This window comes from Marinirhabdus gelatinilytica (genome assembly GCF_003353425.1).
Taxonomy (GTDB): Bacteria; Bacteroidota; Bacteroidia; order Flavobacteriales; family Flavobacteriaceae; genus Marinirhabdus; species Marinirhabdus gelatinilytica.
Window position 1 is genome coordinate 66165 of record NZ_QRAO01000004.1, and the last position, 15628, is coordinate 81792.

Here is a 15628-nt window from a genome sequence, read left to right on the forward strand (position 1 = left end):
TCTTTATTATAAATTATAAGAATTGCTTGTTTCTGGTTATGGGTTACCCATTCATTGAAATAAGGAACTCCTCATTGTTTTTGGTCTGTCTAAAGCGGTCGTTGATAAACTCCATAGCTTCAACAGGGTTCATATCGGCCAGGTACTTACGCATTACCCACATACGTTGGATCGTGTTTTCGTCCAGCAATATATCGTCCCTACGTGTGCTGGAAGAGGTGAGGTCTATGGCAGGGAAGATACGGCGGTTGGATATCTTTCTATCCAATTGCAGTTCCATGTTACCTGTTCCTTTAAATTCTTCAAAGATTACTTCGTCCATCTTACTTCCAGTATCGGTCAATGCCGTTGCGATAATACTTAACGAGCCTCCATTTTCAATATTACGGGCAGCTCCAAAGAAACGTTTTGGTTTGTGCAGTGCATTTGCGTCTACACCACCACTCAATATTTTTCCACTTGCAGGTTGCACGGTATTATAAGCTCTTGCCAAACGTGTAATGGAGTCCAAGAGGATCACTACATCGTGACCACACTCTACCAATCGCTTGGCTTTGTCTATCACTATATTGGCAACGCGCACGTGTTCTGTGGCCTCCTTGTCAAAGGTAGAGGCAACAACCTCGCCCTGTACATTACGTTGCATGTCCGTAACCTCCTCGGGACGTTCGTCTATCAACAATATAATTTGGTATACCTCTGGGTGATTTGCTGCAATAGCATTGGCTATATCCTTCAGCAACATGGTCTTACCCGTTTTGGGTTGCGACACTATCATCCCACGCTGTCCCTTCCCAATTGGGGCGAACAGATCTATAATACGGGTTGAAATGGTACTCTGCTTTTCAGCAATATTGAATTTTTCCTGCGGGAATAGCGGAGTTAAATGCTCAAAAGAAACACGGTCGCGTACCACGTTAGGGTTAAGACCGTTTATTTTGTTCACTTTTATGAGTGGGAAGTATTTTTCACCTTCTTTTGGTGGGCGAACCTCACCCAATACCGTATCTCCGGTTTTTAAGCCGAACAATCGTATTTGCGATTGGGATACATAGATGTCGTCTGGAGATGAAAGATAGTTGTAATCACTGGAACGTAAAAAGCCATAGCCATCTTGCATGATATCCAGTACACCTTCACTTTCTATGATGCCGTCAAACTCATAATCTGGTTCCTTATAGCGGTTTCGGGTGTCTTTGTTTCCGTTGTTTTTCTGTTTGGTGTTGGAACGATTGTTATTTCGGTTATCGTTCTTGTTGCTCTTATTGGAGTCTTTTTGGTGTTGGTGCCTATTGTCGTTGGAGCTCGATTTTTCCTTTTTGTTGGATTGGCTCTGTTGCTTTTGCTCCTTGTCCTTGGAGTCGTTACGACTGCTGCTTTTTTGTTTTTGCTGTCTTTTATTGTCAGCACCTTTATCTTTGGTGTTGCTTCGGGGAGCCTGTTTTTGGGGAGCTTTTTTAGTTGTAGTTTCCTCTTTTTTTGCAGGTGCAGCTTTACTGTCCTGCTCATCGTCTGCAACTACAGCTTTAACCACTTTTGGGTTTGCTGCTTGGTAATCCAGTATTTGATATACCAGGTCTAATTTTTTAAGGCTTCTATATTTGGGAACCTTTAGTGTTTTTGCTAGTTCTTGAAGCTCAGGTAGCTTCTTTGCCTTTAATTCTGAAATTTCTAACATGTAAGTATGTGAATAATGATTATTTGATTGTAAAAAATCGTTTCGTTAAGAAGATAATTTTATTGAAAATTATATCGAAGACTAAGTAACCTTTATTGAGATGGTTACGAATTGATGTTACAATGATACAACAATATTTTAAATTGAAGGGTTAAATCTTTCAAAAAGAAACCTTATTTTTGCTTCCGCTAAAGCAAATAAGGAATGTTACAACGCATACAAACTGTTTATATGATCATCTCTGCACTAGTTATGGGATGTTTGTATATTTGGTTTCCATCTATCGTAGATGAAGCAGGTAACACTGTAATTGCTAGGGACGAGGTTTTTGTCTTTGGACTGATTTTTGTTTCTATTGCATTAGCAGTTATTTCAATTTTGAGTTTTAAGAAACGGCAACTGCAATTTGTGCTAAACCGTTTAAACATCATATCAAACTTTGTATTACTGGGAGTTTTCGTTTACAGGTCGCTAAAGGTATCTGGAGAGATTTTGGTCTCTGAGAAAGGTATTGGGGTGCTACTTCCTATCATTTCTATCGTTTTTTTAGTGCTGGCCAATAAGGCCATCAAAAAGGATGAGGACCTCGTAAAATCTGTGGACCGTTTACGTTAAACTATAGCTTAGTATTATTAGTGCAAGAACCCTTGGAGAATGCCATCTTCAAGGGTTTTTTGCTATCTGGGAATTTCTATTACCTCAAGATTTTTGATCTCCCGTCCATCAATCTCGAACCGGAGCATCGTACGCACTTTATGGAACCCGTGTTTGCCTACTGCGCCTGGGTTCATATGTAAGAGCTTCAGTTTTTTGTCCAGCATTACCTTTAAAATGTGCGAATGTCCACAGATAAAAAGCCTAGGAGGGTTTGTTTGTAGTGCTTCTCGCACCCTTGGATTGTAACGCCCGGGATAGCCCCCAATGTGGGTGATCCAGACCGAAACCTCCTCGCACATGAACCTGTTGTCCAACGGGAACTCCGCCCGAGCTTTGGTACTGTCTATGTTGCCATATACCGCCCGAAGGGGTTTCAGATCTCGTAGGGTATCGGTAACGTGCAAGTCCCCAATATCACCAGCGTGCCACACTTCGTCGGCCTGTTTCACATATTTTAGGATCGTATCGTCTATATGGCTATGGGTATCGCTAAGGAGGAGTATTTTTTTCAAGTGGATTTTCAGTTTGATACGAAGTTACACCTCTCGTTCAACAAACTAAAATCTTAGATATACAATCTTTATTCATTTCGTATTTTTACTGAAATTTTAAATCTTCATTCTTGCGCTATTTTATTGAAATTGCCTATAACGGAACCCATTACCACGGCTGGCAGATACAGCCCAATGCTTTGAGCGTTCAGGCAGTAGTAGAACAAACGCTTTCTACTTTTTTCAGAAATGAGATAAAGGTCGTGGGAGCGGGAAGGACCGATGCCGGTGTCCATGCCAAACAACTCTTTGCCCATTTCGATCTTGATGAAACAATAGATGCCGAAAACACTATTTACAAGCTGAACTCCTTTCTACCCAAGGATATTTCGGTACAAAATATCCTTCGTGTAACCCCTGAGGCACACGCCCGTTTTAGCGCTACTTCTCGTGAATACGAATACGTAGTTTCGCTGGGTAAAGACCCTTTTGCGCAAGAGCTGGCATACCAAATCCATAGAGCGCCCAATATGGAACAAATGAACAAGGCCGCAGAAATTTTATTGCACTATAGCGATTTTCAATGCTTTTCCAGAAGCAACACAGATGTAAAAACGTACCTTTGTGATGTTAAAAAAGCAGTTTGGGAAAAGCAAGGAGATACATTGCTGTTTACCATCACTGCAGATCGTTTCCTGCGAAATATGGTGCGAGCGGTCGTGGGTACGTTGCTGGATGTAGGTTTTGATAAGGTGTCGCTGGAAGATGTTCACACTATCATAAAAAGTAAGGATAGGGGTAATGCAGGTGCCTCTGTACCCGCACACGGCCTGTACCTTACTAAAGTAAGCTACCCAGAAACTATTTTTTTAACAGCGTAAAAGAAGCCCAATAAAATTATGGCCAAGGAATCTGGAAAGGCATTCGATTTTAGACTTTTTAAAAGGCTGTTGGCATTTACCAACAAGTATCGCTTTACCTTTTATTTTGTAGCCTTTGCGGCCATTGCTATGTCCGTCCTGGGAGTATTGTCCCCGCATTTATTACAATTGGCTATAGATAGGGCCATCTTTGCCAAGGACCTTCCGTTGTTACAGTATTATTTGCTACTTATGTTAGGGGTGCTTGTTTTGGAGGTGCTCTTTCAATTTTCGTTCATATTTTATGCCAACTGGCTAGGGCAAAATGTTATCAAGGACATTCGGGTAAAACTGTTTAAGCTCATGACCAGTTTTAGGATGCGGTATTTCGATAAGAGCGCCGTGGGTAGGTTGACCACCCGTGCAGTGAACGATATCGAGACCATCTCTTCCATCTTTAGCCAAGGACTGTTCATGATCATTAGCGATTTGTTGAAGATGGCGGCCATCGCTGGTATCATGCTCTATAAAAGCTGGAGGCTTGCGCTAATAGTTTTTGCTATCCTACCACTCATTATGTATGCCACACGTGTATTTCAACGTGCTATGAAAGTAGCTTTTGAAGATGTACGAAACCAAGTTGCAAACCTTAACAGTTTTGTGCAGGAGCGCATTACGGGAATGAAAATTGTACAAATATTCACCCGCGAAAAAACCGAATACAAGCGTTTTGAGGAAATCAATGAAAAACATAAAAAAGCGTGGGTAAAAACGGTTTGGTACAACTCCATCTTTTTCCCCATTGCCGAAATGGCCTCGAGCATTGCCATTGGTCTTGTAGTTTGGTACGGTGGTCTCAATGCAGCCGAGGGCGGTGTGATTACCTTAGGTATCGTCACGGCGTTTATACAATATTCACAAATGTTGTTCCGTCCCTTGAGACAGATAGCCGATAAATTCAACACCCTGCAAATGGGTATGGTGGCCGCGAACCGTGTCTTCGGGATTTTGGACACCCAGTCGCACATTGCAAATACTGGAGCACTAGAGCTTGACAAGGCCAAAGGGGCCATAACTTTTGAAAATGTACGCTTTGGTTACAATGAAAATGAAGAAGTGATAAAAGATATTTCTTTTGAAGTGTATCCTGGACAGACCATCGCTATTGTTGGTGCAACGGGTGCAGGTAAATCTACCATCATTAATTTGCTGAACCGTTTTTATGAAATAAACAGTGGGCGAATACTGGTGGACAGAAACAATATTAAAGAGTATACCTTAGCGTCCCTACGAGGCCAGATTGCCGTAGTGTTACAGGATGTCTTCCTGTTTGCCGATACTATTTTGAACAATATTACCCTTAACAATACTGCCATTTCTGAAGAAGAAGTGATTGCTGCTGCCAAGGAGATTGGCGTGCACAATTTTATCACTTCACTACCCAATGGATATCACTATAACGTAAAAGAGCGGGGTAGTATGCTCTCCTCTGGGCAAAGACAATTAATTGCTTTTCTACGTGCCTACGTGAGCGACCCGAGTATCTTGATTTTAGATGAGGCAACTTCTTCGATAGATTCGTATTCTGAAGAGCTCATACAGCGCGCCACCGATAAAATTACCGAAGGCCGTACTTCTATTGTAATTGCCCACCGCTTGGCAACCATAAAAAAGGCAGATAGGATTTTGGTCATGGATGCCGGTAAGATTGTTGAATCTGGCACCCACGAAGAACTACTGCAACGGCAGGATGGTTACTATAAAAATCTTTACGAGGTCCAGTTTATGACAGAGGAGGCGATATAGCCTACTGCTTCCTTGGCTTGTTTGGCTCGTTCTGCTTCTATTATTTCTTCTAATCCGCCAGTCATAAACATGACTATAATCTGAAGTATTGTGAGTAGTGTTAAAAGTACAAATACTACTACTCCTAGGCTAAAAAACCTTAATAGGATCTGACCCCAGGTTAATTTGTAAAGTTTACTAAAAACAAACGCCGTGTAGAAAAATAATGGCACGAAGACATAATACCCAATTTCATAATAATTTGCCCCCGATATAACTGAAAATAATATTATAGGGAATGAGCTTATAGAATACTGTGAGAAAATATATGTCATACTAACTAAATGCTCGGTATAATTATATTTTTTGGCTCCAATGAATGTTAGTTTACTTACTAATGCATAAATGGGTAAGTTTATTAGTGTAACTAATGATATATAATCATACATCCAGTCCATATTGCCATAATTTTCGGGCAAATTTTCGGCAATTCCAAAAGGAAGTTCTAAGGCTTCAGGGAAAAATTTTCTGACAATAAATATTTGAAACCCGGTAAGAGTCAATGCTATTGCAAAATAGCTAAACACGTTTATGTATTTCTTTCGGGTTCCGTTAATGTAACCATCTATAACCGCGACTGGTTTAATAAAAAGATGGAGATACGTTTTAAAAAAAGTATTATCTACATTTAAAAACCTGTCTTGAAATTCTTCAAAAGCATTTTTTAGTGTAAGCCTATTGTTTATGACTTTAGCGCCACAAATATTACAATACTGGTCATTTTCTTCAAGGTTTTCTTTGCAATTCTTACACTCCATAGCTTTAACTCAAGTCATCAGTTAACTGTTCTTTTAAATCTTCCAGGTCTTCAAATAGAACAAAATCACCTTCTTTTAGATAAGAAATCTGCCCATTTTCTTCACTCACCACCAGGCATAGCGCATCGGTTTTTTCGGTGATACCCACCGCGGCACGGTGGCGCAATCCAAATCGTTGAGGGATCCGGCGGTCGTTGCTTACGGGCAGAATAACTCTTGTTGCGGTGATTGTGTTTTCTTCAATGATCGCAGCTCCATCGTGCAAGGGACTGTTTTTATAGAAAATACTTTCCAATATGGGTTGGTTCACTTCAATTTGCATCGTGTCCCCAGAGTCTTTTACAAAGTCCAGGCTGTTGTTTCTTTGTATCACGATAAGGGCACCGGTATTTGTCAAGCTCATTTTTTCGCAAGCTTTCACAATACTTTGTATGTTTATAGAGGTCCCACTTTCAGAAGAAAAAAGATTGAAACGCCTTAAAAACTTTCTGCGAGCCGAGAAGTTTGTAGATCCCAAGAGCAATAAAAATTTCCGTATCTCTTGCTGGAAAACAACGATGAGCGCAAACATACCCACTCCCAAAAAGCCGCCAAGTATCTTACTTAACAGTTCCATTTGTAAAATCTCGGTAAGCCTCCAGATGGCATAAATAATTACGATACCTACAAAAATATTGATGGCTACAGTGCCACGAACCAACTTGTAGAGGTAATACATCAAGAACGCTACAAGTACAATGTCTACTACGTCTATTATCCTAATATCAAGAATATCCAAGGGCGGTGTGGTTTGGGTTAAAGGTATAAAATTAGTCTGTATTGTAAACAGCATGCAGCAACCTGATGCATTCTTTAGCTTCCTTAACATCATGAACACGTAGGATGGAGGCCCCCTTTTGTAATGCGAGTGTATTTAGTACCGTAGTTCCATTGAGAGCTTCTTGGGGGGTGTTTTCCAGCGTTTTGTAAATGAACGATTTTCTCGAAACCCCAACCAGCAATGGCACCTCCATGGTTTTAAACAATTCGAGATGTTTCAGTAATTCAAAACTGTGTTCTCTTTTTTTGGCAAACCCAAAACCTGGATCTACAACAATATCGTTTATACCTGCTTTCCTGGCAAGGGCGATACGTTCAGAAAAATAATAGAGCAGCTCTTTGGTCACGTTTTTGTACTGTGCAAGGCTGTTCATGGTTTGCGGGGTCCCTTTCATATGCATCAAGATATACGGCACTTTCAATTTCCCCACGGTTGGTAACATTTCAGCATCAAGCATTCCGCCGCTTATATCGTTCACAATTGCAGCGCCAGCATTTACTGCTTGTTCTGCGACAGCGTTCCTAAAGGTGTCTACGGAAAGGTAGGTCTCTGGAAACTCCTTGGAAAGTGTTTCCACCACAGGGATTAAGCGCTCTAATTCTTCATTAACAGTAATGTCTTTTGCACCTGGCCTGGAACTGTAGCCCCCAATATCCAGAAACGTAGTGCCCGCAGCCACCATTTTTTCGGCCTGTGCCACAATATCACGCAGGACAGTGGTCTTTCCGCCATCGTAAAACGAATCTGGTGTTACATTAATAATCCCCATTACCTTGGGGATAGCTAAATCTATAAGGTTGCCCTTGCAATTAAGTGTGTACAATTTTCTATTTTGAGATATTTAAGCGAAATTTACGCAAATTCTAAAGAATACTATGGCCGAAACTTCCGAACAGTACAACAACGTGATAGAAATGTGTCGCGAACTGTTCATAAACAAGATGAAAGATTACGGTAGTGCGTGGAGAATATTGCGCTTACCTTCCTTGACCGACCAAATTTTTATCAAGGCACAACGCATTCGTGGGCTTCAGCAAAACACCGAGCAACGTGTGGACGAGGGCCAAGAAAGCGAATTTATTGGCATTATAAACTATTGTGTCATGGCATTGGTGCAATTGGAAAAAGGCGTGGTAGAACAACCGGACCTATCCCTGGAGGACGCAACCCAGTTGTACGATGAAAAAGTAGCAGAGACAAAGCAGCTCATGTTGGATAAAAATCACGATTATGGTGAAGCCTGGCGAGATATGCGCGTGAGCAGCCTAACCGACTTGATACTACAGAAACTCTTGCGCGTAAAACAAATTGAAGACAATCAAGGTAAGACATTGGTGAGCGAAGGGATTGATGCCAACTATCAGGATATGATAAATTATGCCGTATTTGCGCTGATACATTTGTCTAAAGATGATTGAATATCCCCTAGAGGGAATTATAGGGGTGTTTTAACTCGATATTAATTCAAAAAAAACAAAAACACCCCCCCCCTGCCCCTCCCGAAGCGAGTTCGGGACAGGCTCTCAAGGGGGGGGTCTAATAAACTAAATTCAAGAAGTAATGAAATACATCGTAGGTTTTCTAAGGATATTCGTAGGGATATTTTTCATTATTAGCGGCTTTATAAAGCTGAACGATCCTGTGGGCTTTTCTTTTAAGCTGAAAGATTATTTTGCTCCGGATGTGCTCAATCTCGAATCTCTTGTTCCCTACGCACTGCTCATCGCCCTTTTTGTGGTAATTTTTGAAGTGTTGCTGGGTATAATGCTCATCTTGGGCTATGCCAAAAAGTTCACGCTGTGGAGCTTGTTGTTAATGATTGTATTCTTCACGTTCCTTACGTTCTATTCGGCATATTTCAATAAGGTGACAGATTGTGGCTGCTTTGGGGATGCCTTAAAGCTAACGCCTTGGGAATCGTTCTGGAAAGATGTGGTGTTGACCGTTATGATCCTTTTGTTGTTCTTCGGAAGAAAACATATAGAGCCGTTTTTCAGTAAAAGTGTGCGAGGGATTTTGGTCTTTATATCGTTTATATGCTGTATGGGATTTGCCTACTATGTGCTGCAACACTTGCCGTGGATTGATTTTAGGGCATATAAAATAGGCGCTAACATACAGGATGGGATGGAAATTCCTGAAGGAGCGCCCAAGCCCATTTTTGAATACAATTGGACCTTTAAAGTGAATGGCGAAGAAAAGGTGATCACTACCAATGGTGACTACCCACAACAAGAAGGCGAATTTATTGGCGTGGAGACCACCGAAATACAGAAAGGGTACGAACCTCCCGTACACGATTTCTCCATAGAACGTGATGGCGAGGATTACACCACCCAATTTCTGGAGGCCAAAAATTTGATAGTTGTAATAGCCTACAACCTCCAGCTTACCGAGATGGAAGGCTACGAAAACATCAAGAAAATTACCAACGAGGCCTTGGAGAAAAACTACCAAGTAATCGGGCTGTCGGCATCCAGTCGGGAAAAAACACAACAACTGGTGGCCAACAAAAAACTGAACTTTAAGTTTTATTTCTGTGACGAAACCACCCTAAAAACCATCGTGCGGAGCAATCCGGGTATCTTGGAACTGCAACAAGGGACTATCGAGCAAAAACTGCACTGGAACGACGCTTTGGAATTACAGTTGAAAGAACAACCACCGCTCCCAAAAGTGGAGCCTATACAAGAGGTAGTACAAGATAGCACACAGGTAGCAACAGATTCAATACAGTAAATTTGGCTGGATATATCCTTAAAAAAATAGGTTATGCACTGCTCACGCTTTTTGGGGTAGTGACTGTAATTTTCCTGCTTTTTACCATTCTCCCCGGTGACCCTGCTAGGATGATGCTGGGACAGAACGAAAATGCTGAGCAATTGGCCATCGTAAAGAAAAAATATGGGTTCGATAAGCCTGTTTCGCTTCAGTACGTATATTATTTGAATGATCTCTCCCCAATTTCCTTCCACAGTACAGATACTGAAGAGTATACCTTCCTTTCAGAAGAAAAATATAGCGCAACCCCACTCTTTACAATTTCAGAAACTACCGTTGCCCTGAAATGGCCCTATTTGCGGGAATCGTTCCAAAAAAACGGAAAACAGGTGACCGCCGTAATTGCCGAAACATTGCCAAACACTTTTGTTCTGGCGGTTTCGGCCATTGTGATCGCAATGCTTTTGGGAGTGTTTTTGGGAATAATCTCAGTGCTTTTTAAAGATGGTTGGATAGATAAGCTGATCCAACTTGTGAGCACCCTGGGGATGAGTGTTCCCTCTTTTTTTAGCGCCATTATCTTTGCGTGGTTGTTTGGCTACGTATTGCACGAGTATACCAATTTGAACATGACCGGTAGCCTCTACGAAGTAGACGATTTTGGCGAGGGCAGCTACATACAATGGAAAAACTTGATCCTTCCAGCCATTGTGCTGGGTATTCGTCCGCTTGCAGTGGTTACACAGCTTATGCGTAATTCGTTGCTGGAAGTGTTGAACCAGGATTATATTAGGACAGCAAAGGCCAAAGGGCTTTCGTTTTGGACTATTATTAGGCGCCATGCCCTTAAAAACTCACTCAATCCTGTTGTCACGGCAATTTCGGGATGGTTTGCCTCTATGCTTGCGGGGGCCGTTTTTGTTGAATACATCTTTGGGTGGAACGGCCTAGGAAAAGAAATTGTAGATGCCTTAAACACACTGGACTTGCCAATAATCATGGGAGCTGTACTGGTTATTGCCACATTGTTCATAGTTATCAATATCTTTGTAGATGTAATTTACGGCTGGCTGGATCCCAAGATTAGTAAGCAGTAACAGGCTGAGCAGGCTGTTCTAGTAGCCTTGATTGAATTGCAAAACGATAAACTTTAGACAACAAACGCTTAAACCCAACAATATGCCAAAAAAAATTGTAGCTGGAAACTGGAAAATGAACAACGATCTTTCCGAAACCGAAACCTTATTGAAAAATTTGAAGAAGCAGGTAATCCCTGAGGATGTCACGGTTATGGTTGCGCCTTCGTTTACCAATCTATACGCTGCATTCGAGTCGGTACGGGAGCATCCCATCGAAGTGGTAGCGCAGAACATGCACCAATCGGTAAACGGAGCTTTTACGGGCGAAGTTTCTGCACCCATGCTCAAGAGCGTTGGAATACAAACCGTGATCTTGGGACACAGCGAGCGTCGTGCCTATTTTAACGAAACCAATGACCTACTGGCCGAAAAGGTAAATACCGCGCTGGAAAATGAGCTAAAAGTGATATTTTGTATAGGTGAGGAGCTTAACGATAGGCGAAACAGCGATCACTTTGAAGTAATCCAAAACCAGTTGGAAAACGGGCTCTTCCATATTTCTGAAGAAAGCTGGAGCCATATTATAATTGCTTACGAACCCGTTTGGGCCATTGGTACCGGAGAAACTGCAAGTCCAAAGCAAGCGCAGGAAATGCACGAGTATATAAGAAAAACTATTGCAAAACACTATTCGCACGCCATTGCAAACGAAGTCTCAATTTTATACGGAGGTAGCGTAAAACCTGCAAACGCAACAGAGATATTTGCCAAAAAAGATGTGGATGGTGGCCTTATAGGTGGCGCTTCACTCAAGGCTGAAGATTTTATGGCGATTGTGAATGCTTTTGGGTAAGTATTGGCAATTTAAATTTGAGATCTAACCCACAACCCACAACCCACAACCCACAACCGATAACCGATAACTGAAACCCAATATAATGCCCTCAACCTACATAGAGTATACCTTTAAAGTAACCCCATTACAACCAGGCACCGAAATCTTGATAGCCGAGCTGGGACAGGCGGGATTTGAGAGTTTTGTTGAAAATGAAGAAGGCGTGCAGGCGTATATCCAAAAAGAAGATTGGCACGAAGCGATTTTGGATCCTCTTTTTATTCTGAAATCGTCTGAATTTGAGGTTACATTTCAGCAACAAGAAATCGCCCAGATAAACTGGAACCAAGAATGGGAAAAGAACTTTACGCCCATAGTCGTGGGAGATGCTTGTGCGGTTCGTGCACCTTTCCACAAGCCTTTTAACGTACCCTATGAAATTGTGATAGAGCCTAAGATGAGTTTTGGTACGGGCCACCACGAAACTACGTTTATGATGCTACAGCACATCTTGGGAACAGATTGCCAAGGAAAGAAGGTGTTGGACATGGGCTGTGGTACTGCCGTACTGGCCATACTTGCCGAGATGAAAGGGGCAAGAGCACTGGATGCCATAGATATTGACGAATGGTGCGTGGAGAACAGTAACGAAAATTTACAACGGAACAAGTGCAGCAGGACTACAACCATTTTGGGTGGGGTGGAGGCCATCCCCACTTCTGAAAAATACGATATCATCATTGCGAACATTAACAGGAACATCCTACTGGACCAGATGGAAACCTACGCTTCGGTATTGGGAGTTGGTGGGCAATTGTTCCTCAGCGGCTTTTACAGGGAAGACCTTCCATTGATAACTGATTGTTGCAATAAATTGGGATTGGATTTCGTTCAGAAGAAAGAAAAAAACAACTGGATAGCCGCAAAATTTGTAAATTAGTAGCACTATGAGCACTAAAGAGAAACAGTTAGAAGACCTCCTCTTGGCAGAGGACACACAAAAACAAAACGAAATCGTGCTTTACAATGACGATGTAAACACCTTCGATCACGTAATTGAAACACTTGTCTACGCTTGTGAGCATACGCTGGAACAGGCAGAACAATGTTCCATAATAGTGCATTACAAAGGAAAATGCACTGTAAAGACCGGCCCCTACAATGAGCTTGAGCCACGGTGCAGTATGTTGTTGGATGCAGGCTTATCTGCCGAAATTGTCTGATTTTCAGATGCTACCAACTACACTTTTTAAATTATGTGTAATAATTACACGGTTTTTTTATTGATTATTCAATAAAAAGTTAAAAAATTTACATATTCAATAAATTTTTTATAAGTTTATCCTAACAAAACCTAATAACGTAATTATTCACTAATTTAATTTATTACTATGAAAATTTTAAAATACGGAGTTTTAGGCGCCCTTTGCCTAAGCCTCACCTTGGTGTCCTGCTCAAAAGATGAAGACACCACAATCCCCGAAAATGATCAAAGCGAAACAGCCAGTACAACCAGAGAAATCCCCCAGGAAGTTATTGAAGCTGCGCAGACCCTAGAATTGAACACCAATTTTATTCGATACGACGAGTTTTATTTCCCAGACGGAACTTCGGAAGAGCGTTTGTTCTTTGAAGAAGATATCACCATGACCGAAACCCAATTGTTCGAGTTGGCCGAAGCTGCAGAGATAGCAAAAGAGAACAGGCAGTACAGTACGTTTAATCTGGTGAGCCAAGGACGGAATATTTCTATCATTGGCTATACGGGAGGAAGTCAGGCCTTATCCAATAAGGAAAGAACAGCCCTGCAATGGGCCGTGAACAATTATAACCGTTTAAGTGGTGTTTCCATAAGTTTTACGCTCACGTTTGGGACCAACTACCAGAATAAGGATATGGTGGTTTACAACAATACCGTGAACAATCCTGGAGGTGCAGGCGGAAGCGCTGGTTTCCCCAGTAATGGTCTTCCCTATAAGTACGTTCAGATATACGGTTTGAGTGGGTATAGTACCAATGTTAATGAGCATGTGATCACCCATGAGATAGGCCACTCTGTAGGCTTTAGACATACCGACTGGTTCAGCCGCCAGAGTTGTGGGCAAAATGTTAACGAAGGCTCGGGTGGTGTAGGCGCTGTACACATTGCCGGAACACCTACAGGGTACGATCCTACCTCTATTATGCTGGCCTGTTTTAGTGCTAGTGCAGATGGTGAGTTTAACGGTAACGATATTACCGCGCTACGTGCAATGTATTAGCGATGAAAATGAAACCTTATAAAACTTGTTATTAGGAAAGCTGAAGTCCGCACCATAGAGTGCGGACTTTTTTTAACACAAGTCTTACCCTATCGTATCTCTGTTGTTTTTTAAAAACTTTAAAAAAGCCTGCTACGCCATGCGTATCAGGATTTTGTGTCGTGACCTCGACAGGATTTAATTTTCTTTGGGCTCAGTGTTGCAAATAAGAAACCACACACCGCAGAAAAAGCGGTACTGGTTTTGTATTCCCAGATCGCTTATAAAAGTTTACAACTTTCAACGCTCTCAGAAAAGACAAAACCACGCTCTAAAAAAAGCGTGGTTTCTTGAGTGTCGTGACCTCGACAGGATTTAATTTTCTTTGGGCTCAGTGTTGCAAATAAGAAACCACACACCGCAGAAAAAGCGGTACTGGTTTTGTATTCCCAGATCGCTTATAAAAGTTTACAACTTTCAACGCTCTCAGAAAAGACAAAACCACGCTCTAAAAAAAAGCGTGGTTTCTTGAGTGTCGTGACCTCGACAGGATTCAAACCTGTAACCTTCTGAGCCGTAATCAGATGCGCTATTCAGTTGCGCCACGAGGCCTTTCTTTGTTTGAAACTGAAAATTAAATTTCCTTGTTTCGGGGTGCAAATATATTGAATTCCTAGAAATTGAAAGCAGTTTTTATCGAATTTTATTTTCCTATCTTATGAATTCATTGGGACAATTTTCTCTTTCGGCTTATTAATTTTATAAAAAATAAAAACTATGACCGAAAAAGATTCAAGTACCCCAAAAATTGTAAAAGATTCAGACAACGAAAGAGAACGTGACTACATTTTCCAGGACAATAAGAAAACGGTCTTTGGAGCTAGTTTTATTATAGTTGTCTTAATACTTTTAATTGTTGCAGTGTTGATTACTGCTTACTTTCTGGATTGGTATTAATTATGATCGATATTGAAAAGTACATACGCGATATACCAGATTTTCCCAAAAAGGGTGTGACTTTTAAGGATATTACTCCGCTCTTGTCCCATCCCGAGGCTATGGAAACGTGTGCCCAGGAATTATTGCGCCTTACCGAATCTGAAAAAATAAATAAGGTAGTGGGTATCGAATCCAGAGGGTTCTTTTTCGCAACCCTACTGGCACAAGGTTTAGCTGCAGGTTTTGTTCCTATACGTAAACCGGGAAAATTGCCCTATGCAACCCTAAAACAGCCTTACACGCTAGAATATGGTATGGATGCCCTCGAAATTCATGAGGATGCTATACAGAAAGGGGACAGGGTACTGCTACACGATGATGTGCTGGCAACCGGTGGTACCGCCCAGGCTGCTTGCAGATTGATAGAGCAGTTGGGTGGGGAGATCGTACAATGTAATTTTTTGATCGAGCTGGAATTTTTAAAAGGAGCCCAAAAGCTAAGGAACTACGAGATACGCTCCTTGCTCACCTACTAATCCAAAGCATTTTTCGTGACCCAAAGTTTGTAGGCAAAAAGCGCCATTTGTAGCTTGGACGCTTTGGCAAGGTCTACTTCCTTTTTGGTGAGACTGGGCAACACTTTTTTGTTGAATTTTGCCAGTGCCTTAAAAATCTGTTTTTTCATACACTAAAAATACTGAAATA

The 15628-nt window shown here is 41.5% G+C and carries 18 protein-coding genes and 1 tRNA gene; 12 read left to right on the forward strand and 7 right to left on the reverse strand.

Annotated elements, in window-relative coordinates:
- Positions 1 to 43 precede the first annotated feature (43 nt).
- The gene (rho, locus tag C8D94_RS11555; protein WP_115124121.1) at positions 44 to 1678 is read right to left on the reverse strand and encodes a transcription termination factor Rho; all 1635 of its coding nucleotides are present in this window, start codon (positions 1676 to 1678) and stop codon (positions 44 to 46) included.
- A gap of 204 nt (positions 1679 to 1882) precedes the next feature.
- Here rho and C8D94_RS11560 point away from each other — a divergent pair, with 204 nt between their 5' ends.
- The gene (locus tag C8D94_RS11560) at positions 1883 to 2293 is read left to right on the forward strand and encodes a DUF4293 domain-containing protein (RefSeq protein ID WP_115124122.1); all 411 of its coding nucleotides are present in this window, start codon (positions 1883 to 1885) and stop codon (positions 2291 to 2293) included.
- Between the two features lie 62 nt (positions 2294 to 2355).
- Here C8D94_RS11560 and C8D94_RS11565 read toward each other — a convergent pair whose 3' ends face one another.
- On the reverse strand, positions 2356 to 2847 hold the full coding sequence (locus C8D94_RS11565) for a metallophosphoesterase family protein (RefSeq protein ID WP_115124123.1): 492 nt from the start codon (positions 2845 to 2847) through the stop codon (positions 2356 to 2358).
- Between the two features lie 110 nt (positions 2848 to 2957).
- Between C8D94_RS11565 and truA the strand changes: the two genes are divergently transcribed.
- Both truA and C8D94_RS11575 read left to right on the forward strand, forming a co-directional pair.
- A complete protein-coding gene (truA, locus tag C8D94_RS11570) occupies positions 2958 to 3707 on the forward strand; it encodes a tRNA pseudouridine(38-40) synthase TruA (RefSeq protein ID WP_115124124.1) in 750 nt (249 codons plus the stop codon).
- A gap of 18 nt (positions 3708 to 3725) precedes the next feature.
- Positions 3726 to 5492, forward strand: coding sequence for an ABC transporter ATP-binding protein (locus C8D94_RS11575; RefSeq protein ID WP_115124125.1), 1767 nt, complete (start codon positions 3726 to 3728; stop codon positions 5490 to 5492).
- Here C8D94_RS11575 and C8D94_RS11580 read toward each other — a convergent pair.
- From C8D94_RS11580 to folP, 3 genes are read right to left on the reverse strand one after another with little or no spacing between them, the layout of a single operon-like run.
- Positions 5456 to 6289 (reverse strand): DUF3667 domain-containing protein, encoded by an 834-nt coding sequence (locus tag C8D94_RS11580; protein ID WP_115124126.1) that lies wholly within the window; start codon positions 6287 to 6289, stop codon positions 5456 to 5458. The genes C8D94_RS11575 and C8D94_RS11580 overlap by 37 nt on opposite strands.
- Before the next feature lie 4 nt (positions 6290 to 6293).
- The gene (gene cdaA / locus C8D94_RS11585; RefSeq protein ID WP_115124316.1) at positions 6294 to 7067 is read right to left on the reverse strand and encodes a diadenylate cyclase CdaA; all 774 of its coding nucleotides are present in this window, start codon (positions 7065 to 7067) and stop codon (positions 6294 to 6296) included.
- Between the two features lie 31 nt (positions 7068 to 7098).
- Positions 7099 to 7932 carry a dihydropteroate synthase gene (gene folP, locus C8D94_RS11590; RefSeq protein ID WP_245946297.1) on the reverse strand — a complete coding sequence of 278 codons (834 nt, stop codon included), beginning with the start codon at positions 7930 to 7932 and terminating at the stop codon, positions 7099 to 7101.
- 52 nt (positions 7933 to 7984) lie between these two features.
- Here folP and C8D94_RS11595 point away from each other — a divergent pair, with 52 nt between their 5' ends.
- From C8D94_RS11595 to C8D94_RS11625, 7 genes are all read left to right on the forward strand, one after another.
- On the forward strand, positions 7985 to 8527 hold the full coding sequence (locus tag C8D94_RS11595; RefSeq protein WP_115124127.1) for a DUF1599 domain-containing protein: 543 nt from the start codon (positions 7985 to 7987) through the stop codon (positions 8525 to 8527).
- 142 nt (positions 8528 to 8669) lie between these two features.
- A complete protein-coding gene (locus tag C8D94_RS11600; protein WP_115124128.1) occupies positions 8670 to 9848 on the forward strand; it encodes a BT_3928 family protein in 1179 nt (392 codons plus the stop codon).
- Between the two features lie 2 nt (positions 9849 to 9850).
- Positions 9851 to 10927, forward strand: coding sequence for an ABC transporter permease (locus C8D94_RS11605; RefSeq protein ID WP_115124129.1), 1077 nt, complete (start codon positions 9851 to 9853; stop codon positions 10925 to 10927).
- 82 nt (positions 10928 to 11009) lie between these two features.
- Complete coding sequence (gene tpiA, locus C8D94_RS11610) at positions 11010 to 11762, forward strand: triose-phosphate isomerase (protein WP_115124130.1); 753 nt, start codon at positions 11010 to 11012, stop codon at positions 11760 to 11762.
- 85 nt (positions 11763 to 11847) lie between these two features.
- Positions 11848 to 12684, forward strand: a complete 837-nt coding sequence (gene prmA / locus C8D94_RS11615; RefSeq protein WP_115124131.1) for a 50S ribosomal protein L11 methyltransferase — start codon at positions 11848 to 11850, stop codon at positions 12682 to 12684.
- A gap of 7 nt (positions 12685 to 12691) precedes the next feature.
- Positions 12692 to 12967, forward strand: coding sequence for an ATP-dependent Clp protease adaptor ClpS (locus tag C8D94_RS11620; protein WP_115124132.1), 276 nt, complete (start codon positions 12692 to 12694; stop codon positions 12965 to 12967).
- A 168-nt stretch (positions 12968 to 13135) separates the two neighbouring features.
- The gene (locus C8D94_RS11625; RefSeq protein ID WP_115124133.1) at positions 13136 to 14005 is read left to right on the forward strand and encodes a zinc-dependent metalloprotease; all 870 of its coding nucleotides are present in this window, start codon (positions 13136 to 13138) and stop codon (positions 14003 to 14005) included.
- Positions 14006 to 14522: 517 nt separating this feature from the next.
- Here the strand turns inward: C8D94_RS11625 and C8D94_RS11630 are convergent.
- Positions 14523 to 14596: transfer RNA gene (locus C8D94_RS11630), tRNA-Arg, on the reverse strand.
- Between the two features lie 165 nt (positions 14597 to 14761).
- Here C8D94_RS11630 and C8D94_RS11635 point away from each other — a divergent pair.
- Together C8D94_RS11635 and C8D94_RS11640 are read left to right on the forward strand one after the other, a co-directional pair.
- On the forward strand, positions 14762 to 14941 hold the full coding sequence (locus C8D94_RS11635) for a hypothetical protein (RefSeq protein ID WP_115124134.1): 180 nt from the start codon (positions 14762 to 14764) through the stop codon (positions 14939 to 14941).
- A gap of 5 nt (positions 14942 to 14946) precedes the next feature.
- On the forward strand, positions 14947 to 15459 hold the full coding sequence (locus tag C8D94_RS11640) for an adenine phosphoribosyltransferase (protein ID WP_211308920.1): 513 nt from the start codon (positions 14947 to 14949) through the stop codon (positions 15457 to 15459).
- Here C8D94_RS11640 and C8D94_RS11645 read toward each other — a convergent pair.
- Positions 15456 to 15608 (reverse strand): SsrA-binding protein, encoded by a 153-nt coding sequence (locus tag C8D94_RS11645; protein ID WP_115124135.1) that lies wholly within the window; start codon positions 15606 to 15608, stop codon positions 15456 to 15458. The genes C8D94_RS11640 and C8D94_RS11645 overlap by 4 nt on opposite strands.
- Positions 15609 to 15628 lie beyond the last annotated feature (20 nt).

What these genes read in the sequence shown, in the direction of transcription:
- tpiA (WP_115124130.1), top strand. Translation starts at nt 11,010, where the DNA reads ATGCCAAAAAAAATTGTAGCTGGAAACTGGAAAATGAACAACGATCTT.
- C8D94_RS11600 (WP_115124128.1), top strand. Translation starts at nt 8,670, where the DNA reads ATGAAATACATCGTAGGTTTTCTAAGGATATTCGTAGGGATATTTTTC.
- C8D94_RS11560 (WP_115124122.1), top strand. Translation starts at nt 1,883, where the DNA reads ATGTTACAACGCATACAAACTGTTTATATGATCATCTCTGCACTAGTT.
- prmA (WP_115124131.1), top strand. Translation starts at nt 11,848, where the DNA reads ATGCCCTCAACCTACATAGAGTATACCTTTAAAGTAACCCCATTACAA.
- C8D94_RS11635 (WP_115124134.1), top strand. Translation starts at nt 14,762, where the DNA reads ATGACCGAAAAAGATTCAAGTACCCCAAAAATTGTAAAAGATTCAGAC.
- C8D94_RS11620 (WP_115124132.1), top strand. Translation starts at nt 12,692, where the DNA reads ATGAGCACTAAAGAGAAACAGTTAGAAGACCTCCTCTTGGCAGAGGAC.
- C8D94_RS11575 (WP_115124125.1), top strand. Translation starts at nt 3,726, where the DNA reads ATGGCCAAGGAATCTGGAAAGGCATTCGATTTTAGACTTTTTAAAAGG.
- rho (WP_115124121.1), bottom strand. Translation starts at nt 1,678, where the DNA reads ATGTTAGAAATTTCAGAATTAAAGGCAAAGAAGCTACCTGAGCTTCAA.
- C8D94_RS11645 (WP_115124135.1), bottom strand. Translation starts at nt 15,608, where the DNA reads ATGAAAAAACAGATTTTTAAGGCACTGGCAAAATTCAACAAAAAAGTG.
- C8D94_RS11625 (WP_115124133.1), top strand. Translation starts at nt 13,136, where the DNA reads ATGAAAATTTTAAAATACGGAGTTTTAGGCGCCCTTTGCCTAAGCCTC.
- C8D94_RS11595 (WP_115124127.1), top strand. Translation starts at nt 7,985, where the DNA reads ATGGCCGAAACTTCCGAACAGTACAACAACGTGATAGAAATGTGTCGC.
- C8D94_RS11580 (WP_115124126.1), bottom strand. Translation starts at nt 6,289, where the DNA reads ATGGAGTGTAAGAATTGCAAAGAAAACCTTGAAGAAAATGACCAGTAT.